The sequence below is a fragment of the Bacillus sp. ZY-1-1 genome, assembly GCF_003047165.1.
Classification (GTDB): domain Bacteria; phylum Bacillota; class Bacilli; order Bacillales; family Bacillaceae; genus Bacillus; species Bacillus velezensis.
Genome location: NZ_CP027061.1, coordinates 3,692,543 through 3,712,736 on the forward strand (window position 1 = coordinate 3,692,543; position 20,194 = coordinate 3,712,736).

Annotated in this window: 16 protein-coding genes and 5 tRNA genes; 10 read left to right on the plus strand and 11 right to left on the minus strand. The window is 47.5% G+C overall.

The features are described from left to right. Positions 1-354: 354 nt before the first annotated feature. From glmS to C5I45_RS18510, 11 genes are all read right to left on the minus strand, one after another. On the minus strand, positions 355-2,157 hold the full coding sequence (gene glmS / locus C5I45_RS18460; RefSeq protein WP_003156758.1) for a glutamine--fructose-6-phosphate transaminase (isomerizing): 1,803 nt from the start codon (positions 2,155-2,157) through the stop codon (positions 355-357). A gap of 431 nt (positions 2,158-2,588) precedes the next feature. Then, complete coding sequence (gene glmM, locus C5I45_RS18465) at positions 2,589-3,935, minus strand: phosphoglucosamine mutase (RefSeq protein WP_003156759.1); 1,347 nt, start codon at positions 3,933-3,935, stop codon at positions 2,589-2,591. A gap of 17 nt (positions 3,936-3,952) precedes the next feature. Continuing rightward, on the minus strand, positions 3,953-5,392 hold the full coding sequence (locus C5I45_RS18470; RefSeq protein ID WP_003156761.1) for a CdaA regulatory protein CdaR: 1,440 nt from the start codon (positions 5,390-5,392) through the stop codon (positions 3,953-3,955). Next, positions 5,385-6,206 (minus strand): diadenylate cyclase CdaA, encoded by an 822-nt coding sequence (gene cdaA, locus C5I45_RS18475; protein WP_003156763.1) that lies wholly within the window; start codon positions 6,204-6,206, stop codon positions 5,385-5,387. The genes C5I45_RS18470 and cdaA overlap by 8 nt, the downstream gene beginning before the upstream one ends. Positions 6,207-6,372: 166 nt before the next feature. Then, positions 6,373-6,999 carry an anti-sigma-W factor RsiW gene (rsiW, locus tag C5I45_RS18480; protein ID WP_107994568.1) on the minus strand — a complete coding sequence of 209 codons (627 nt, stop codon included), beginning with the start codon at positions 6,997-6,999 and terminating at the stop codon, positions 6,373-6,375. Positions 7,000-7,012: 13 nt separating this feature from the next. Continuing rightward, the gene (gene sigW / locus C5I45_RS18485; RefSeq protein ID WP_003156766.1) at positions 7,013-7,576 is read right to left on the minus strand and encodes an RNA polymerase sigma factor SigW; all 564 of its coding nucleotides are present in this window, start codon (positions 7,574-7,576) and stop codon (positions 7,013-7,015) included. Between the two features lie 229 nt (positions 7,577-7,805). Beyond that, positions 7,806-7,877 (minus strand) — tRNA-Gln (locus tag C5I45_RS18490). A 4-nt stretch (positions 7,878-7,881) separates the two neighbouring features. Further along, positions 7,882-7,966 (minus strand) — tRNA-Tyr (locus C5I45_RS18495). A gap of 19 nt (positions 7,967-7,985) precedes the next feature. After that, positions 7,986-8,058, minus strand: a tRNA-Thr gene (locus C5I45_RS18500). Positions 8,059-8,063: 5 nt separating this feature from the next. Then, positions 8,064-8,139: transfer RNA gene (locus tag C5I45_RS18505), tRNA-Val, on the minus strand. A gap of 3 nt (positions 8,140-8,142) precedes the next feature. Then, positions 8,143-8,214, minus strand: a tRNA-Glu gene (locus C5I45_RS18510). A gap of 180 nt (positions 8,215-8,394) precedes the next feature. Here C5I45_RS18510 and C5I45_RS18515 point away from each other — a divergent pair. From C5I45_RS18515 to C5I45_RS18560, 10 genes are all read left to right on the plus strand, one after another. Continuing rightward, positions 8,395-8,847, plus strand: coding sequence for a 2-thiouracil desulfurase family protein (locus tag C5I45_RS18515; RefSeq protein ID WP_003156767.1), 453 nt, complete (start codon positions 8,395-8,397; stop codon positions 8,845-8,847). An 18-nt stretch (positions 8,848-8,865) separates the two neighbouring features. Next, complete coding sequence (locus C5I45_RS18520; RefSeq protein ID WP_014304238.1) at positions 8,866-9,342, plus strand: GNAT family N-acetyltransferase; 477 nt, start codon at positions 8,866-8,868, stop codon at positions 9,340-9,342. Between the two features lie 99 nt (positions 9,343-9,441). Then, positions 9,442-10,371: an N-acetylmuramic acid 6-phosphate etherase gene (gene murQ / locus C5I45_RS18525; RefSeq protein ID WP_107994569.1), complete on the plus strand. Its 930-nt coding sequence runs from the start codon at positions 9,442-9,444 to the stop codon at positions 10,369-10,371. Between the two features lie 128 nt (positions 10,372-10,499). After that, the gene (locus C5I45_RS18530; protein WP_015388766.1) at positions 10,500-11,867 is read left to right on the plus strand and encodes a PTS transporter subunit EIIC; all 1,368 of its coding nucleotides are present in this window, start codon (positions 10,500-10,502) and stop codon (positions 11,865-11,867) included. An 18-nt stretch (positions 11,868-11,885) separates the two neighbouring features. Then, entirely contained in the window at positions 11,886-13,169 is a 1,284-nt protein-coding gene (gene pbp4b, locus C5I45_RS18535) for a penicillin binding protein PBP4B (RefSeq protein ID WP_015388767.1), read from the plus strand. 46 nt (positions 13,170-13,215) lie between these two features. Then, positions 13,216-15,129 carry a glycoside hydrolase family 3 protein gene (locus C5I45_RS18540; protein ID WP_025853826.1) on the plus strand — a complete coding sequence of 638 codons (1,914 nt, stop codon included), beginning with the start codon at positions 13,216-13,218 and terminating at the stop codon, positions 15,127-15,129. A 15-nt stretch (positions 15,130-15,144) separates the two neighbouring features. Further along, on the plus strand, positions 15,145-16,389 hold the full coding sequence (locus tag C5I45_RS18545; RefSeq protein ID WP_025853827.1) for an exo-beta-N-acetylmuramidase NamZ family protein: 1,245 nt from the start codon (positions 15,145-15,147) through the stop codon (positions 16,387-16,389). Positions 16,390-16,526: 137 nt separating this feature from the next. Beyond that, positions 16,527-18,122 carry a bacillibactin transport transcriptional regulator Btr gene (btr, locus tag C5I45_RS18550; protein ID WP_025853828.1) on the plus strand — a complete coding sequence of 532 codons (1,596 nt, stop codon included), beginning with the start codon at positions 16,527-16,529 and terminating at the stop codon, positions 18,120-18,122. 87 nt (positions 18,123-18,209) lie between these two features. Next, positions 18,210-19,166 carry an ABC transporter substrate-binding protein gene (locus tag C5I45_RS18555; protein ID WP_025853829.1) on the plus strand — a complete coding sequence of 319 codons (957 nt, stop codon included), beginning with the start codon at positions 18,210-18,212 and terminating at the stop codon, positions 19,164-19,166. 19 nt (positions 19,167-19,185) lie between these two features. Next, positions 19,186-20,193 carry a FecCD family ABC transporter permease gene (locus tag C5I45_RS18560; RefSeq protein ID WP_003156779.1) on the plus strand — a complete coding sequence of 336 codons (1,008 nt, stop codon included), beginning with the start codon at positions 19,186-19,188 and terminating at the stop codon, positions 20,191-20,193. Position 20,194 lies beyond the last annotated feature (1 nt).

Consider the following 20,194-nt stretch of genomic DNA (forward strand, 5'->3'; position numbering starts at 1 on the left):
TTGTGATTTTCATATCTGGTCTAGGTATTCATAATGGATCAGGAGTCGGGAAATACAAAAGGGATTTTAAAGTCTTAAGCATAATATGGAAGTGTAATCGATTGATTAGGTTTATATAATGGGATATTCATGATGAAAACTGCTGAGGTGTTTACTTTCCGATGAGGTATACACAAAATGATTTACTAATGATTACATTTATGGATGTTAACCGGAATGCATCTCGTATTATAAAGCAGGTGTTACTCCTTTTCAATATATAAAAGGGGATTTCTTTACAATCGCAAAGAGTATGCATTTCTCATTTCCGCATTAAAAAACCCCTCTGGCTAATAACCAAAGGGGTTAAATATATTATTCCACCGTAACACTCTTCGCAAGGTTGCGCGGTTTATCAACGTCACACCCGCGATGCAGTGCAGCGTAGTAAGCGATCAGCTGCAATGGCACAACAGATACCAGCGGAGCAAGCGCAGGGTTGACTTCCGGCAGGATGAATCTGTCGTCTGCGTCTTCTAAGCCTTTCAGCGAGATGATGCAAGTGTTGGCGCCGCGGGCTGCGACTTCCTTCACGTTTCCGCGGATGCTCAGGTTGACGTGTTCTTGTGTCGCAAGCGCAAAGACCGGTGTTCCTTCTTCAATCAGAGCGATTGTTCCATGCTTCAGCTCGCCGCCGGCGAAGCCTTCCGCCTGGATGTAAGAAATCTCTTTCAGCTTCAGGGCGCCTTCGACACAAACGAAGTAGTCGAGGCCGCGGCCGATGAAGAAAGCGTTTCTTGAAACAGTCAGGTACTCACGCGCGATCATTTCCATTTCGTCCTTCTGGTCGCAGAGAGCTTCCATGGCATTTGCCGCGATACCTAATTCTTTGACTAAATCAAAACCGATATCAACGCCGTTGCGTTCTGCTGCAACGGACGCAAGGATCGCAAGCACGGCAATCTGAGCCGTATACGCTTTTGTTGATGCCACGGCGATCTCAGGGCCTGCGTGCAGAAGCAATGTGTAATCCGCTTCACGGGAAAGCGTTGATCCCGGAACGTTTGTAATCGTCAGCGCTTTGTGACCCAGCGCTTTGACTTGAACAAGCACGGCGCGGCTGTCCGCTGTTTCTCCGCTTTGAGAAAGGAAGATAAAGAGCGGCTTCTTAGACAGAAGCGGCATGTTGTAAGAGAATTCACTCGCTACATGCACTTCAACCGGTACGTTTGCCCACATTTCAATATATTGTTTCCCGACAAGACCGGCGTGATAGCTCGTTCCGCAAGCCACGATATAAATGCGGTCCGCTTCCGCCACGGCGTCAGCGACATCGCCCGCCACGGCCAGTCTGCCGTTTTCGTCCTGATACGTTTGGATGATTTTGCGCATAACAAGCGGCTGCTCATCCGTTTCTTTTAACATGTAGTGAGGGTATGTGCCTTTTTCGATATCACTGGCGTCAAGCTCAGCGATATAAGACGCACGTGTCATGACTTCACCGTCAAGATTTTTAATCACGGCTTCGTCTTTTGTCACGATCACCATTTCTTTGTCCAAAAGCTCAACGTATTCATTCGTTACTTGAAGCATAGCCATCGCGTCAGATGCCACGACGTTAAACGTATCTCCAAGGCCGATTAACAGAGGGCTTTTGTTTTTTGCAACGTAAATGGTGTCTGTGTTTTCACCGTCAAATAATGCAATTGCGTAAGAGCCTTTTAACAGAGTCAGTGTTTTGCGGAACGCTTCTTCTGTGCTGAGTCCTCCCGCCACAAATTGCTCGATCATTTGAACGACTACTTCAGTGTCCGTGTCGCTTTTCAGTTCAACGTTTTCAAGATACTCGCGCTTCAGCTGAACATAGTTCTCGATCACACCGTTATGAACAAGTGTAAAGCGGCCGAGTGCGCTTTGATGCGGGTGAGCGTTCAGGAAGCTTGGTTCGCCGTGAGTCGCCCAGCGTGTATGGCCGATTCCCGCTTGAGATTCAACCGTGTGATCCACCACTTCACGAAGGTCGGCGATGCGGCCTTTTTCTTTGTACACATGCACGCCCTGCTCATTCGCCACAGCGATACCGGCAGAGTCATAGCCGCGGTACTCAAGCTTCTCTAATCCTTTTAACAAAATCTCTTTCGCATCAAGCTGACCGATGTAACCTACAATTCCACACATATTTTCTTCCTCCTAAAGGTGTAAAAGGAGACGAAGAAAGTCAAATTACAAGGGGACTTTCAATCGTCCCCTCCCACATGTTTTTTTGGAAGATCATGTGATTTCCCTTTGTTCGGAGAGTCGCCCCTCCGGTTTGAAGAAATCCTTACGGCTGTGATCTAAATGAATCAGCCGGGAGGCATCCGCCGAAAATTCGATAACCTCCATCCTCGTCAACTAAGCCGTTTTTCGGGCGCTTAGTTCGGGCGCTGTAATTATAAAAGATGCAAACAATCCCGCCTTTCCTGCAAGTGAAAAACAAAGGCTGAACAAGCTTGATTTTACAGCATGTGCCAAGGACGGTCAATTATTTTTTGCCGCCCCGGCATCATGTTTACTATCATTTTATGCTGATTGCACTTGTCTTGTTCGCTCTCTGCTTATAAACTTCGCTACTCCGCTCCCATTTCTGTCCGCACGACATCCACGATTTTTGTGACATATTCGTCACAAAGCTCTTTTGTTCTCGCTTCCGCCATCACGCGTACGAGCGGTTCGGTGCCTGACGGGCGCACTAAAATCCGGCCGTCTCCGTTCATTTCTTTTTCCACTTCAGAAATCACGGCCTTCACCTTAGCGTTTTCTTCTACCTTATATTTATCCGTCACTTTCACGTTCACTAAGAGCTGCGGGAATTTTTTCATTTCATCCGCAAGTTCTGAAAGGGTTTTGCCGGACGCCTTCAGCGTATTCACAAGCATGATCGCGGACAAAAGACCGTCGCCGGTAGTGTTGTAATCAAGGAAAATAAGGTGCCCTGACTGCTCGCCGCCGACATTATAGCCGTCTTTTTTCATCGCTTCTACGACATAGCGATCGCCGACTGCCGTTTGAACGCTTTTGATTTCTTCTTTTTCAAGCGCTTTGTAGAAACCGAGGTTGCTCATCACGGTCGATACGACGGTATCATCCTTCAGACGGCCTTCTGATTTCAAATACTTCGCGCATATGTACATGATCTGATCGCCGTCGACGATGTTTCCTTTTTCATCAACGGCAATGAGGCGGTCGCCGTCTCCGTCAAACGCAAGGCCGATATCGGCGTTTTTTTCTTTGACGAAAGCACTCAGCGCTTCCGGGTGTGTAGAACCGACGCCATCATTAATGTTTAATCCGTTCGGAGACGTCCCCATTGTAGATACGTCAGCATCGAGATCGGCAAAAAGGTGCGTCGCAATGGAAGATGTCGCACCATGGGCGCAGTCAAGCGCTACATGAATGCCTGTAAAATCTTCGTCCGCCGTCTGTTTTAAAAATTGCAGATACTTTTGAACGCCTTCAAAATAATCGTTCACAAGCCCGAGGTCCGCGCCTGTCGGTCTCGGCAGCTTATCTTCCGGTTCCTCCATGAGACGTTCAATCTCGGCCTCCTGCTCATCAGAAAGCTTAAAGCCGTCCCCTCCGAAAAATTTAATTCCGTTATCCTGTACGGGGTTGTGAGAAGCGGAGATCATGACGCCCGCCTCAGCATCCATGGCTTTCGTTAAATAGGATACCCCCGGCGTAGAAATAACGCCGAGGCGCATCACTTCAGCTCCGATCGATAAAAGTCCGGCGACAAGGGCTCCCTCCAGCATATGTCCGGAGATACGTGTATCACGGCCGATCAGCACTTTCGGGCGCTGCTTATCTTTGGTCAGGACATAACCGCCAAAACGCCCCACTTTAAAGGCCAGCTCTGGCGTAAGCTCGCTGTTGGCAACACCTCTTACACCATCTGTTCCAAAATACTTGCCCATTTTGTATCGCTCCTTTTTCATTCTGTTGAAGAAGAATCAGCGCTTGATCCGTCTTCATCCTGGTCTTGATTTTGATCCTGGTTTTGACTTTTATTCTGATCGCTGTCAGTGTCGTCTTCCCGGTTCTTGCTCTTGTCTTTGTCTGCGTCTCCGCTTGTGCCGTTCTTATTGCCGGAATCAGCGGAGCCGCCGTCATTTTTATTTGAACTTGTGTTTTTCTTAGAAGTCAGCTTGATCTTAACCGTGTCTTTTGACAGGGACCATGTGACGTTTTGCGGGCCGTTTACTTCAAGCTTTACAGAGTGCTCTCCGTCATCCAAGTCCGAGACATTGGCATACAGTTCAATGTCCGACTTTTTCAGCGCCTTAATGTTGGCGGGAGAGCCTTTGGCCGTAATATTTATCGCCTGCGATTCAGGGTCGAGAAACTCAATCTGCTGTGAGCCTCCCAGTCCGACCGTCTTGATTGCGACATTGTCAAAATCCTTTTTGTCTTCACTGTCCACTTTAACATGAAGCGTGATTTTTTCCGGTGATACCTTAGTGACGCCCTTAGGAAGCGGGATATCGGCATTGATATCGGTATCTTTATCAATTTTGCCTAAATCAAGAGATACGCCGTCAATAAATTCCAGTGAATCCAGCACATCCTGCGGGCCGTAAACCGTCACCTCACTCGGATTCGAGTCAATACTCGCAACACTCACCCCGTCCGGAAGACTTCCCTTCCTTTCGATTTTGAAAGGAAGCTTTTTGCTCGGACTGGCTACGGGAACCGTCACTTTAATGACTGACGGTTCAACATCAACAGGAAGTGCGTTGCCGTCTTTGTCATAGACGGTCACCTTCACTTCCTTTTCAATGGTCTCATTTGCATTTTCAAGGTTCACAGATGCTTTGACAAGCGAAATGTTATCAATCACATTTTTCGAACCTGTAATCTGCACGTTTTTCGGGCTGATAATCGGCTGCTGAGGGGTATATCCCTTTTTCATTTTGCTTTTATTGTAGTATTCAACTTCCACGGGAAAACTCTCAGCCGTTTTTTCCTGAATCGTAACCGTCGTGACTGACGGGTTTATGGAGATCGTCAGTCCGTCCGATACGTTTTTCGCCTTCAATTCGACCTTATGAGTCCCGGTCTTCAGCTTATTCATATCGGCGTATATCTCAAAATTCTTCGTCTGTCTCGCCTTTTTCACCGCGCTTGTCGAGCCTTTAATCGTGACATTTACGGTCTGGGGCACGCCGGTGACGACATAGTTCGCTTCATCGTAGTATGCTTTTACAGGAATATCAGTAAGCGTAGCCTCGTCAGTCGTTGATGTCGGAAAAAAGGATTCCCCCGGCTTTTTCGGAGTCGGCGCCTGGTTGTTGTTAACCGCAACGTAAAGCAGCAGCGCCAAGAGCAATGCAATGATCTTTACAGCCCAGCGGTTGTTTAAGAATTTATCCATTTTTCTTGCCCCTCCAGTACCAGCGGTTAGAAGAAGTGTCTCTGGCGTTCTTCTTAAACTCGGCTTCAAGCATTTCTTTCAGTGCTTCTTCCGTCAATTCTCTGTGAAGGTCTCCGTTTTTGGCCACACTGATGGCGCCCGTCTCTTCAGATACAATAATGGTTAAGCTGTCCGTCACTTCACTGATGCCGACAGCCGCTCTGTGACGCGTCCCCAGCTCCTTTGAAATAAACGGGCTTTCAGAAAGCGGCAGATAACAGGCAGCCGCAGCAATCTCGTTATTTTTCATAATGACCGCTCCATCATGCAGCGGTGTATTGGGGATGAAGATATTAATCAAAAGCTCCGAGCTGACCTGCGCATTAAGCGGGATGCCCGTCTCAATATAATCGCCCATTCCCGTATCGCGCTCAATGGCGATGAGTGCGCCGATGCGGCGTTTCGCCATGTAGCTGATCGATTTTGTAATCGCTTCAATTGTCTTATGCTGCGCTTCCTCCACAGGGGTTCCGCTCCTGGAAAAGAACCGGCCCCGTCCGAGCTGTTCAAGCGCCCGTCTCAGCTCAGGCTGGAATATAATGATGATCGCTAAAAATCCCCATGTTATCGCTTGGTCCATCAGCCACTGAAGCGTGCTGAGTCCCAAATATGAACTGGCCATCCGGACCAATACGATGACGACGATTCCTTTTAAAAGCTGAACCGCCTTCGTCCCGCGTATGACCATGATTAATTTATATATCACATACCAAACAAGGAGAATATCAACGGCATTGCCGAGGTATTGCAAAAATGGGATGTCCTCAAAAGCCATTTCCTCGTCCTCCAAGAATTCAGTCATTTCGTTTTTTCCGTTATGAATTGTGCTGCATGAGCAATATGTACATCATATAGCGTGCTCATTATACCACATTTTGATTTCTCAAGTGAAATGGGCCGGCACGGCGATGCATAAAAAAAGAGTAAAGCGATTATACGCTTTACTCATCTTCATTCGGGTCCAAAGCGCTCACGACGCCCTGGCCCGCCGATTTCAGTTCGTACCAGACCCAGTCAAACAATTGGTTAATCTCTTCAATCTGCCCGGTGACTTGTCCGGCTGAGGCCATGTATTTTTCTCCGTTGACGACGGTCACATTGCCGTCGACTTTTCCTTCAATGAACAGCTTGCCGTTTTTTACTGTGACATCGCCCTTTACGGTCTCGCCTTCAGGGACGGTGACCGTGTGATTCTGCACGACAAGGTTCGGCTGTTTGGACACACTGAAATTGTGGTCATTATGCCAGCTGTTGAAAAAACCGCCGCCCATTAAAATCACAAAAACCGCTGCGGCTGCAATCATCGGATGAGTTTTGATCCATCGTTTTACAGAAGCGCGTTTTTTCTCTTTTGGAAGATTCGCCACAACTTTGGCAGTAAAATCAGCAGGGGCCGTGACATGCGATGTGCTTCGGACGAGTGCTACGGATTTCTCCATTTCATGAAAATGCCGTTTGCAATTCCCGCATGACTGCAAATGTTGTTTTAATACGTTTTCATCTTCAGGAAGGATATCTCCATCAAGATGCTTATGCATAAGCTGCACAATCTGTTCAGGACAGCTCATTTCATCACCCCACTTAAAGATCCCTCAATTGTTTTCTAAGAGCCTCTCTGCCTCTGTGTATCCTTGTCTTGACGGTGCCGACAGGGATATTCAGAATCTCCCCGATTTCAATTAAAGAGAGTTCGTCAATATACTTTAATACAATAACCGTTCTGTACTTGTCAGGCAGCTTTAAAATCTTTTTCTGAATTGTGTCCGACAGCTCCAATGACAATACGGCGTCTTCAGGGAGAACCCCGTCCGCGGCGATCTGCGAATACATCGTCAGCCCTTCTGCTCCCGCTACTTCTGCGTCCAGATAGTAATCAGGCTTTTTCTTGCGGATGCGGTCAATGGTCAGGTTGGTCGCAATTCTGTAAAGCCACGTTGAAAACTTTCTGTTGATATCGAAACTGTCGATATTGACATACGCTCTGATAAAAGCTTCCTGCGCAATATCTTCCGCTTCGTGCACATTGCCGAGCATGCGGTAGCAAAGCTGGTAAATCTTATCTTTATAAAGGTCAACGATTTCTGCAAACGCATTTTGATCGCCTTTTTTGACTTGCTTGATTCTTTTTTTAATCAGGTTTTCCATGTTTTATCTTACCTCTGCCCTTCACCGGTCTGTATCTATACGTTGATTGTTTTAAAAGGTTTCATTTTTTTATTACATTTATTTTACCAAATTTCAGGCAAGGTGTAGATGGAAAATACAGAATATACTGCCTTAACAGCAGCTTAAAAATAGTATATCTGATGAACAATCAAAAATCGAAACAAAATGCCGATAAAAAAAGACACCTTTATGCAAAAGGTGTCTGAGACTGGGCTAGCTGGATTCGAACCAACGCATGACGGAGTCAAAGTCCGTTGCCTTACCGCTTGGCTATAGCCCAAAAATGGTGGAGGGGGGCAGATTCGAACTGCCGAACCCTGAGGGAGCGGATTTACAGTCCGCCGCGTTTAGCCACTTCGCTACCCCTCCGTATTTTTTTGAAAAACAGTGCCGGCCAGAGGACTTGAACCCCCAACCTACTGATTACAAGTCAGTTGCTCTACCAATTGAGCTAGGCCGGCAAATATGGTGGAGGATGACGGGCTCGAACCGCCGACCCTCTGCTTGTAAGGCAGATGCTCTCCCAGCTGAGCTAATCCTCCATATGACCCGTACGGGATTCGAACCCGTGTTACCGCCGTGAAAGGGCGGTGTCTTAACCGCTTGACCAACGGGCCGTTGTGTCCGCGTCGAGCTGACAAAAGTTATTATATACAGGTTGTACCCCATTTGTAAAGAGAAAAATTATTTTTTTTATTTTCAAACTTTTTTACCCGTTTTTTAACTGAAAAACTCATCCCTCCTCTCTTATTTCATTTATGATGAAAGTATCAAAATATTGAAGGGAATGGACACAGATGATCTTAGTCAGCTCTTGTCTCGGCGGTATCGAATGCAGATATAACGGCTCTCACGCCGCTTCGGAAAAAATCCGCAGACTCGTAGAAGAAAAGAAAGCTGTTATGGTCTGCCCCGAACTTTTGGGCGGCTTCACCACTCCCCGCGAACCGGCGGAAATCATCGGCGGCACGGGTGAAGACGTGCTGAACGGAACGGCAAGAATCGTAACGGCATCAGGCGAAGACGTTACAGCTTTATATATGGACGGCGCGGAAAAAACGTTAGCATACGCAAAAGAAATAGGCGCCGCAACGGTCATCCTTAAAGAAAACAGTCCGTCCTGCGGCAGCAGCTTTATCTATGACGGCACTTTCTCAGGAAAAAAAATACTCGGAGACGGCATCACTTCCGCTCTTTTAAAACGGGCAGGCTGCCGTGTTCTATCAGAAGATGAATTGGATCAATTATAAAAAAGGAGAGTAGATATCATGGATGTAGCCCTGTCCTTTTATAAACCGGAGCATGCAGACGGGCTGAACGGGTTTGTGCTGAGTGAAGAAGATAAAAAGTTCACAGCTCTGCCGATAGATGTCCTGCCGCAGGCGCTTGTCATCCGGGATCGCTACCCGACAGTCATTTTAAAAGAAGACCGCCCCGTCGGTTTTTTTATTTTACATACCTCAAAAGAAACCATTGCTCCGTATTCGAACAATGTGTCTGCCATTTTGCTGAGTGCGCTGTCATTACATGCGCCGCATCAGGGAAAAGGTTATGCCAAACAAGCGATGCTGCAGCTCCCCGCTTTTGTTGCAAATTACTTTCCTTGGTGTGATGAAATCGTGCTTGCTGTAAACCATCGCAATCAACGTGCAAAGAACCTGTACCGGTCTTCCGGTTTTATTGACAAAGGGCGGCGCAGGATCGGTCCGATCGGTGAACAGCACATTCTGCATCATTTTTTGTGAAAGCGCTTGATTATTCATCTCATCCCTGCCGATTTTTCTTGAAACATCTATTCAGAAGCCCATATACTTCAAGTATTAACGACTTGGGAGGGTACAATCATGACAGACCGGCTTAACATTCACAGATTGACCACAGAAACCAGAAATCCGCAGACCGCTTCAATCCATCAGGCAGACACGATGGAAATTCTCCGCATCATTAACGAAGAGGATTTCAAAGTGGCTGAAGCCGTTCAGCAGGTGCTGCCCGATATTCAGATTGCCGTTCAATTCGCCCATCAGTCCTTACGGCGAAACGGCAGGCTGATTTATGCGGGAGCGGGCACAAGCGGCAGACTCGGTGTACTGGATGCGGTTGAATGCCCGCCTACATACAGCGTAAGTCCCGACACCGTCATCGGTCTGATGGCCGGAGGGGCAGACGCCTTTTTGCAAGCGGCTGAAGGTATAGAAGACAGCGAGGAAACCGGCGCTCTCGATCTCAAAACGATCGGGCTTACCGCAGAAGACACCGTGATCGCCATCGCGGCAAGCGGGCGCACGCCGTATGCGGCCGGTGCGCTGAAATATGCAAAAACAATCGGCGCCAAAACCGTCGCGCTCACATGCAATAAGAACTCCTTGATCAGCACCTTTGCCGATCACAGCATCGAAGTCATTGTCGGCCCCGAAGTGATTACAGGGTCAACACGAATGAAAGCCGCGACGGCACATAAAATGATTCTGAACATGATTTCCACGGCCGTGATGATTAAAAGCGGCAAAGTGTACGAAAATTTAATGGTGGACGTTCATGTCAGCAACGAAAAATTGAAAGAACGCGCAATCGGCATTATCCAAAGCATCACGGGCGTTCCGTACGACAAGGCAAAAGAAACGCTTGAGGCCGCAGACAGCCATGTCAAAACGGCAATCGTCATGCTGAAGACGAATTCGGACGAAACACACGCGAAGGCACTGCTCAAAGAATCAGAAGGATTCATTGATAAAGCCATTGAACAGCACGTTTCAAGAGAAAAAGAACGCTGATCGTTCTTTGGTGAAAAATAATGTGCTTTTACGAGCCCGCGCCGTTTTCATGTTCGGCGCAGGCGCTTTTAGGACGCGTTTCAGGCATAGCTCCCCGGGAAAAATCGTACGGAAAAAGGAGGATCTCCATGAGCAAAGAGGCATTTTATCAGTCACTGGCCAAAGATATCCTGGACAATTGCGGCGGTTCAGCGAATATTTCAGGCTTTACCCACTGTATGACACGCCTGAGGATTACACCTTTAGATCGGGACAAAACGGATATTGAGGCGCTGAAACGGCTTGACGGGGTAATAGGCGTCGTCGAAGCCGAAACACTGCAGATCATTCTCGGCACGGGTGTCGTCAATCATGTCGCCGACGCTTTCGCAAAACTTATGCCATCCGGAAAAAACATTGATTTAAAAGAAGCCGCCTCACGGAAAAAAGCCGATCTCAACAGAAAAAACACCACACCCATCAAATTGTTTCTGAGAAAAATATCAAGCATCTTCATTCCCCTTATTCCTGCACTCATTGCATCAGGTTTAATCACCGGTATTACGAAAGCCGTCATTCAGGCCGGCTGGCTCCCGAAAGAATCCCAAATCGCACTTATTTTAACGGTTATCGGTTCAGGCTTGTTCGCTTACCTCGGCGTCCTTGTCGGCATCAATGCGGCGAAGGAATTCGGCGGGACACCCGCGATGGGCGGCCTTGCGGGCATATTGATCCTTAACCCTGAGATCGCCAATATCAGTTTGTTCGGAGAGAATCTGCTCCCTGGCAGGGGAGGATTAATCGGCGTTCTTTTCGCTGCGGTTTTTATCGCTTATACCGAACGGTTTATCAGAAAGTACGTCCATCAATCCATCGACATTATCGTCACGCCTACATTGTCTTTACTTATCACCGGGCTGGTGACATATGTCGTTTTTATCCCCGCAGGCGGTTTTATTTCTGATCTGATTACATCAGGTTTATTGTCGCTGCTGAATGTCGGGGGAGTGCTCTCAGGGTTTGTACTGGGAGCCGCCTTCCTGCCGCTTGTCGTCACCGGCCTGCATCAGGGCTTGACTCCCGTACATTTGGAATTAATCCGATCAATCGGAGATGACCCGCTTCTTCCGATTCTCGCGATGGGAGGCGCGGGTCAAGTAGGCGCGGCCTTCGCCATCTTTATGAAAACAAAAAAAGCCTCATTAAAAAGAGCGATCGGCGGCGGACTTCCATCCGGTCTGCTCGGAATCGGGGAGCCGCTTATCTTCGGCGTCACGCTCCCGCTCGGCCGGCCGTTTTTGACGGCGTGTTTAGGGGCGGGAATCGGCGGCGCCTTTCAAGCCCATTTTCAAGTGGCGACTTTTTCAATCGGTGTCTCCGGCCTTCCGCTCTCGTTTCTCGTACAGCCGGCTCAAATCGTTTTGTATATCATCGGTCTCTTCATCTCTTACGCGGCAGGCTTTGTCTTCACTTATGCGTTCGGATTTAAGGATGACATGGCTGCTGAATTTGAATAAACCGGGAGGGATCAGAATATGAAAACACTGACAGCCGCCATACTCACAATGGTCATCAGCCTCTCTTTTCTGCCGCAGCACAAAGCCGAAGCCCAATCCAAATTATACGACGCAGCAAAGCTCAGAAAGGTTGATCAAATGATTGAAAAAGACATCGCAGCAGGATTCCCCGGAGCCGTCCTCATCGTCGTAAAGGACGGACGGGTGATCAAAAAGAAAGCATACGGCTACAGCAAAAAATATGACGGGAACACCCTTTTATCCCGTCCGAAAAAAATGAAAACATCAACCATGTTTGATTTAGCTTCCAATACAAAAATGTACGCGGCCAATTTTGCACTACAGCGACTCGTCAGCCAGGGAAAGCTTGATGTGTATCAAAAAGTCTCGGCTTACCTTCCTGATTTCAAAGACAGAAAAAGCGATCCGATTCAAGAAAAAGACCGTATACGCGTCATCGATGTGCTCCAGCATCAATCCGGTCTGCCGGCAAGCTTTTATTTCTATCAGCCGGACACCGCAGGCCCTTTATATTCACAAGAACGGGATAAAACGATCCGTTTTCTCACCCAGATCCCGCTTGAATACAAGCCGGGAACAAAACACGTATACAGTGATATCGGTTACATGATTCTCGGATGCATCATTGAAAACATAACCGGAAAAACCCTTGATACCTATGCGGAACAAGAACTGTACAAACCGCTGAAACTGACGCACACACTGTTCAATCCGCTGCAAAAAGGTTTTAAAGAAAAAGCATTCGCAGCTACTGAACGTTTAGGCAACACACGTGACGGAGTCATCCATTTCCCTCACATCAGGACATATACGCTGCAGGGGGAAGTTCACGATGAAAAAGCATTTTACTCAATGGGAGGGGTGTCCGGTCACGCCGGGCTGTTTTCCAGAGCTGATGATATGGCCGTCCTTCTTCAAGTCATGCTGAACAGAGGCAGTTATAAACACGTTTCTCTCTTCAATAAAAGAACGGCCGATTTGTTCACAACGGCGGCATCCTCTGATCCGACTTTCGCTCTCGGCTGGCGGAAAAACGGCAGCCCGGATATGGAGTGGATGTTCGGACCTTATGCAAGCAGGCAGGCATACGGCCATACGGGATGGACCGGCACCATCACGATTATTGATCCCGCTTATAAGCTGGGGATCGCACTTTTGACCAATAAAAAGCATTCCCCCGTCGTCAGCCCCGGTGAAAACCCGAATGTTTTTGAAGGGGATCTTTTCCCGACCGGAAGCTACGGCAGCGTCATAAAAGCGATTTATGAAGCCATTGAATGACAACCCATGTCTTTTGTCCAAACTATGACGGCAGGAGGGCACCATCATGAAACTTTTCATCTCAGCTGTATTACTGTTGTTCATTGTATTCGGCACGCATCATGCATCAACAAAACCGGACATTCCGTCACAGGCGGAACAAGCGGTATCCCGTATGACATTAGATGAAAAATTAGGGCAGATGCTCATGCCTGATTTTCGAAATTGGCAAAAAAAGGGGCAGTCATCACCTGAGGCTCTTACCCAAATGAATGACGAAGTCGCAGGGCTTATTCAAAAGTACCGGTTCGGCGGCGTTATCTTATTTGCAGAAAATGTAAAAAACACTGAGCAAACGGTACGCCTGACAGATGCCTTTCAAAAGGCGAGCCCTGACATTCCGCTATTATTAAGCATTGATCAGGAGGGCGGCATCGTAACTAGACTTGGTGAGGGCACTCATTTCCCAGGCAATATGGCACTCGGGGCTGCTAGAAAAACAGCCTACGCGTCCCAGACCGGCGCCATTATCGGGAAAGAACTGAAAGCACTGGGCATTAATACGAATTTCGCTCCCGTTCTCGATATCAATAATAATCCCGGAAACCCTGTCATCGGCGTCAGGTCGTTCAGTTCAGACCGTGATCTGACAGCTTCACTCGGTCTTGCCTCAATGAAGGCTCAGCAAAAGCAGAATGTCGCTGCCGCCGTCAAACATTTCCCGGGACACGGCGACACTGATGTCGACAGCCACTACGGTCTTCCGCTTGTCACCCACAATCAAGAAAGGCTGCGTCAGATTGAACTTTATCCGTTCCGGCAGGCCATTCAGGCCGGAGCTGATATGATCATGACAGCCCATGTGCAATTTCCCGCTTTTGACGATACAACCTATAAAAGCAAGCTGGACGGTTCAGACATCCTCGTACCCGCCACACTCTCGAAAAAAGTGATGACTCATCTTCTCCGTAAGGAAATGGGATTTAACGGCGTCATCGTTACGGATGCATTAAATATGAAAGCCATTGCCGATCATTTCGGTCAGGAAGAGGCGGTCGTCATGGCAGTAAAAGCAGGAGTCGATATTGCCCTGATGCCGGCCCAAGTGACATCGCTGCAAACGGAAAACCGCTTTGCCCGGGTTCATTCCGCGTTAAAAAAGGCGGTACAAAAAGGGGATATTCCGCTGCAGCAAATTAACAAATCAGCGGAACGCATCATTTCCCTGAAAATAAAACGAGGGATATATCCCGCACCGAAAGAGACAAATCTGAAAAAGAAGATTGCAAAAGCAAAGAAAACCGTCGGCAGCAAAAATCACCTGAAAGCTGAAAAACAAATCGCGGAAAGATCCGTCACCGTCTTACAAAACAAAAACCGCACGCTCCCATTCAAACCGAAAAAGAACAGCCGCGTTCTCATTGCCGCTCCTTATGAAGATCAAACAGCGGCAATGGAACAAACCATTCGGCAGCTCATCAAGAAGAAAAAAATCCGGCCGGTAACCATCAGTAAAATGAACTTCGCCGAGCGCACATTTCATGATGAACACAAAAAGCTGGTATCCGACGCGGATTACGTGATTACAGGCTCCTATGTCGTAAAAAATGACCCTGTCGTAAACGACGGCGTGATTGACGATTCCGTCACAGATCCCGGCAAGTGGACGACCGCATTTCCGCGGGCCGTCATGAAAGCCGCACAATCGAACCAAAAACCCTTTGTGCTGATGAGCCTGCGTAATCCTTACGACGCCGCGAATTTTGAAGAAGCTGAAGCCCTTATCGCAGTCTACGGCTTTAAAGGATATACAGACGGACAATTCCTCCAGCCAAACATTCCGGCAGGCATTGAAGCGATATTCGGACAGACAACACCGCAAGGCAGGCTGCCCGCTGACATTCCTTCAGTCACGCATCCGGGAACGACACTGTATCCTTATGGTTTCGGTATCAATCTGAAGACCGGAAAACCGCTTTAAACAGGAGGGCTGATTATGAAAACACATACGGCTGCACTTCTCGCCGGACTTGTCGTCATCAGTGCTATGACGGCAGTCTCGGCGGCTTCTGACAGAAACCTTCATACCGCCAAGAAACCAAGCATCCAAACAGGCATCGACCGCCTGCTGAAAGATTATAAACAGGAACTGAAGGGAAAAAGGGTCGGGCTGATCACCAACCCGACCGGTGTGAACGCATCATTGAAAAGCAGCGTTGACGTGCTGTATGAGGCGCCAGACATCCGCCTGACGGCATTATTCGGACCGGAGCACGGTGTCCGCGGCGATGCTCAGGCCGGAGACAAAGTCACATCCTATATAGACGAAAAAACAGGGCTTCCCGTCTACAGCCTATACGGGGAGACGAGGAAACCGACGCCTGACATGCTGAAAGATACAGATGTGCTGATTTTCGATATTCAGGATGTCGGAACGCGATACTACACCTACATTTATACAATGGCCTATGCCATGGAAGCGGCCAAAGAAAAAGGCATTCCTTTTTATGTCTTGGACCGGCCGAATCCGCAAGGCGGACGAAATCCGGACGGCCCGGTTCTTGAACCGGATTACGCTTCATTTGTCGGACTGTATCCGATCCCGCTGAAGCACGGCATGACGATCGGTGAGCTTGCTCTTTTATTCAATAAAGAGTTTCATATTGGCGCCGACCTCACCGTCGTAAAAATGAAGCGCTGGAAGCGGACGATGACGATTGAAGATACCGGTCTGCCGTTCGTCCTCCCTTCGCCTAATATCCCGACCCCGGACAGCATATTTGCATATTCGGCAACAGGACTAATCGAAGGCACAAACGTATCCGAAGGAAGGGGCACGACAAAGCCGTTTGAACTTATCGGCGCGCCTTATATGAAAAGCACCGAGCTCGAAGAACGCCTGAACAGTCTCAAGCTTCCGGGCGTCACCTTCAGAGCCGCTTCATTCATCCCCAGCTTCTCCAAGCACCAGGGCAAGCTGTGCCACGGCGTACAAGTCTACGTAACAAACAGAAACACATTTGAAGCGGCAAAAACAGGGCTCTCCATTCTGAAAACCATGCATGACTTATATCCGAATGACTTTTCATTCTTGCCGACAGGCTCTTTTGACAAGCTGATCGGTAACGGCTGGGTACGCAAAAAAATAGAAAAAGGCGCTTCCATTGAAGACATCACCGGCACATATCAACGCCGGCTGGACCAATTCAAAACTCTAAGAAAACAATACCTCATATACTGACAACATTCGTGTTACACGTGTAACATTTTGTCGCATTTCACATTTCCGCTTTTTATAGGAAAACATTCATTTATTTGGTACAATTTAATTGATAACAGTTATCATTTAAATGAATGTTTCCTAAAAGGTGGTTTCTCATGAAAAACACATTATTCTTTCAGCCCATTGATATCATCTCCGTAAAAAAAACAGCCGACCTTCTGTCAGAGCATCAGCTCACTGATTCCCCCGTATTGATCTTTCATGTGAAAGGCGAGGGACAAATTGATATCGGAACAGACAGCTTTCCGCTGCAGAAGGAAACGCTCTACATCTGTCCTTGTGATGAGACATTCAATATTGCCCCTATATCGTCAGGCGGCATCCATTTGTATATCGTCAGACTCCGTGTTTTCTCCTATTCCTCAGATGATGAAGCGATGCTTCCGGATAACGGGGAAGACATCTTCCACGGACTTCAGCAAATGAATTTACAAACGGTTGATCATTTGACAAGCCGGCTTCAATCACTTTCTGAAAACGTGCGATCGGCGGATGGATTGCAGAAAATGAAATATACCGCCGACTTTCAGCAGCTGATGTACGACCTTTATGCCGCAAAAGTATGCCATCAAAATAATACGAAAGCGGCGATCGAACAGACAAAACAATTCATACATGCTCAGTCCGACACAAAAATCACGCTCACCCAGCTCGCTCATATGGCGGGAATCAGTCCCAAGCATTACAGTGAAACCTTTAAAAAACTATACGGGCAGAGCGTAACTGAATATATCACAGACATCCGCATAACCAATGCGAAAAAACTGATGGCCAAGGCAAGCTGCAAACTGCGGGAAATCGCTCATCAAATCGGCTACCAGGACGAATTTTATTTCAGCCGCATCTTTAAAAAACATACCGGCAGCTCACCTACAAGCTACATGAAAAAAAGGCGCACAAAAATGGCCGCGTACGGAAAAGAAACGATGGGGCATCTGATTCCTCTGCATCACGTGCCTTACGCTGCGGCGCTGCACCCGAAATGGACGGCCTATTATTACAAACAATTCTCTTCCGATATTCCGGTTCACCTGAGCGCTTACCGCTATAATGCAAATTGGGAAGACAACCTGCATACGCTGTCTCAAGCTGCCCCAGACATCATTTTCAGTCTCGATTCTGTCAGTGAAGAAGAAAAACAGCGCCTGAATGACATCACTGAAGTTTTTTATCTTCCGGCTCAAGAGAATTGGAGAGACCAGTTTCTTCGCACAGCCGCATATCTGAATGAAGAGCAGGAAGCGCGGCACTGGCTTAAAACTTATCAAAGTCTCACCCATTCAGCGAAAGATGCTCTTAAACACGTGCGGCACCAGCGGTTCTTATTTGTCCGTGTATATAAAGAAAATATGTACATCGCCCATAACAACAGTATTGAGGAAGTCTTCTTCGGTGATTTAGACTTTGCCTCCGCAAAACCGGAATCTTTTGCTCCTGACGAAAAGATTTCCTTGGAAATGCTGGCGGATTGCCAGGCTGACTGCATCATGCTTTTCACTTGTAAAGAACCGGAAACGCTTCGCTATTTTCAGCGGATTCAGCAGTCCGGGATATGGCAGAACCTTAGTGCCGTCAGCAATAAACACGTGTTTCCCATTTCATCTGACCCGTGGATTGAATATTCTCCAAGCGGACATCAGCGGATGATCGAGCAAAGCATTTCCATTTTATCCGAAGATCGTCCATGGTAATGCCGGAAATTATCCATGGTCTTATCCCTATTCATTCTCTATAATTCCAATTGATAATAGTTATCAATTGAACAGGAGGAACAATAGATGAAGAAATTGGCATTCGCTTTCATGATTTTGCTTTTGGCTTTCACGGCCGCGGCTTGCGGAAGCTCAGAAACATCTGATACAGCAAGTAAAGGAAAGGACGCTTCTTCAGATAAAAAGAAAATCGAATATCTCGGAAAAACATATAAAGTCAAAGCGCCGACTGACAAAATCGCCATTACAGGCAGCGTAGAATCAATGGAAGACGCCAAATTGCTTGACGTTCATCCGGCAGGAGCAATTTCTTTCTCCGGCAAATTCCCGGAACTGTTTAAAGATATTACAGATAAATCCGTATCAACGGGGGAAAAAATGCAGCCGAATATGGAAAAAATTCTTGAGCTGCAGCCGGACGTCATTCTGGCATCAACCAAATTCCCGGAAAAAACGTTGAAAAAATTGAGCGGCACCGCTGAAACGATCCCTGTCTCTCATATCTCATCAAACTGGAAAGAAAACATGATGCTGCTCGCCCAGCTTACAGATAAAGAGAAAAAAGCGAAAAAAATCATCGCAGATTACGAACAGGACCTGAAAAAGACAAAAACAAAGATCAACAGCAAAGCGAAACAGTCAAACGCACTGGTCATCAGAATCAGACAAGGCAATATTTATATTTATCCTGAACAAGTTTATTTCAACTCCACGCTTTACGGTGATTTAGGCCTGAAGGCGCCGGACGAAGTCAAAGCGGCGAAAGCGCAGGAACTGATTTCTCTTGAAAAATTAAGCGAAATGAACCCTGACCATATCTTCGTACAATTTTCTGATGACGAAAACGCAGATAAGCCTGACGCTTTGAAAGACTTAGAGAAAAATCCGATCTGGAAGAGCCTGAAGGCAGTCAAAAAAGACCATGTATACGTCAATACGATTGATCCATTAGCCCAAGGCGGAACCGCGTGGAGTAAAATCAGCTTCTTACAGGTTGCGGCTGACAAATTGACTCAAGACTAATAAAGAGTAGGTTTTTCACATGTATGCAAAACGGCGGACACACATTATTATCATTGCTTCACCGATTGCCATTGTTCTGTCACTGCTCCTTTCCGTTTTATACGGCGCAAAGCAGCTTGACATCCATACCGTGTTCTCCGCATTGCTGCACTTTAATCCGGAGAATACCGACCATCAGATCATATGGCATTCAAGAATCCCGAGGGCTGCCGGCGCTATGTTTATCGGCGCCGCCCTTGCTGTTTCCGGAGCGCTCATGCAGGGAATCACACGGAACTATCTGGCCTCGCCTTCGATCATGGGTGTGTCGGACGGCTCCGCTTTTATCATCACCCTTTGCATGGTATTGCTCCCTCAATCGACATCCATTGAAATGATCATCTACTCGTTTATCGGTTCCGCATTCGGCGCCGCTCTTGTTTTCGGGCTGGCCTCCATTCTTCCCGGCGGTTTTACCCCGGTGCAGCTTGCCATTATCGGAACGGTGACCAGTATGCTTCTCAGCAGTCTGTCGGCTGCGCTTTCGATTTATTTTCAAATTTCGCAGGATCTCAGTTTTTGGTACAGTGCGAGACTGCATCAAATGAACCCTGATTTTTTGAAACTGGCCGTCCCGTTTTTTGCGATCGGAATCATTACGGCCATGATTCTCAGCAAAAAGGTCACTGCCGTATCATTAGGAGACGACATTTCAAAAAGTCTGGGACAGCAGAAAAGAACCATCAAACTCATGGCGATGGCGGCTGTTGTCATATTGACCGGAAGCTCGGTGGCGCTCGCCGGAAAAATTGCCTTTGTCGGTTTAGTTGTTCCGCACATCACACGTTTTCTCGTCGGATCGGACTACAGCAGGCTGATCCCATGCGCGTGCATTATCGGCGGCGTCTTTCTGACCCTTTGCGACCTTGCGAGCCGATTCATCAATTATCCGTTTGAAACGCCTATTGAAGTTGTCACTTCTATCATCGGTGTTCCTTTCTTTCTTTATTTGATTAAAAGAAAAGGAGGGGATCAGCGTGGTGCGTAAA

Bases quoted from the DNA above. Each gene is read 5' to 3' on its own strand.
- C5I45_RS18520 (WP_014304238.1), top strand. From the start codon at position 8,866: ATGGATGTAGCCCTGTCCTTTTATAAACCGGAGCATGCAGACGGGCTG.
- murQ (WP_107994569.1), top strand. From the start codon at position 9,442: ATGACAGACCGGCTTAACATTCACAGATTGACCACAGAAACCAGAAAT.
- C5I45_RS18555 (WP_025853829.1), top strand. From the start codon at position 18,210: ATGAAGAAATTGGCATTCGCTTTCATGATTTTGCTTTTGGCTTTCACG.
- C5I45_RS18515 (WP_003156767.1), top strand. From the start codon at position 8,395: ATGATCTTAGTCAGCTCTTGTCTCGGCGGTATCGAATGCAGATATAAC.
- C5I45_RS18530 (WP_015388766.1), top strand. From the start codon at position 10,500: ATGAGCAAAGAGGCATTTTATCAGTCACTGGCCAAAGATATCCTGGAC.
- sigW (WP_003156766.1), bottom strand. From the start codon at position 7,576: ATGGAAAACCTGATTAAAAAAAGAATCAAGCAAGTCAAAAAAGGCGAT.
- glmS (WP_003156758.1), bottom strand. From the start codon at position 2,157: ATGTGTGGAATTGTAGGTTACATCGGTCAGCTTGATGCGAAAGAGATT.
- cdaA (WP_003156763.1), bottom strand. From the start codon at position 6,206: ATGGCTTTTGAGGACATCCCATTTTTGCAATACCTCGGCAATGCCGTT.
- rsiW (WP_107994568.1), bottom strand. From the start codon at position 6,999: ATGAGCTGTCCTGAACAGATTGTGCAGCTTATGCATAAGCATCTTGAT.
- pbp4b (WP_015388767.1), top strand. From the start codon at position 11,886: ATGAAAACACTGACAGCCGCCATACTCACAATGGTCATCAGCCTCTCT.
- C5I45_RS18545 (WP_025853827.1), top strand. From the start codon at position 15,145: ATGAAAACACATACGGCTGCACTTCTCGCCGGACTTGTCGTCATCAGT.
- C5I45_RS18540 (WP_025853826.1), top strand. From the start codon at position 13,216: ATGAAACTTTTCATCTCAGCTGTATTACTGTTGTTCATTGTATTCGGC.
- C5I45_RS18560 (WP_003156779.1), top strand. From the start codon at position 19,186: ATGTATGCAAAACGGCGGACACACATTATTATCATTGCTTCACCGATT.
- btr (WP_025853828.1), top strand. From the start codon at position 16,527: ATGAAAAACACATTATTCTTTCAGCCCATTGATATCATCTCCGTAAAA.
- C5I45_RS18470 (WP_003156761.1), bottom strand. From the start codon at position 5,392: ATGGATAAATTCTTAAACAACCGCTGGGCTGTAAAGATCATTGCATTG.
- glmM (WP_003156759.1), bottom strand. From the start codon at position 3,935: ATGGGCAAGTATTTTGGAACAGATGGTGTAAGAGGTGTTGCCAACAGC.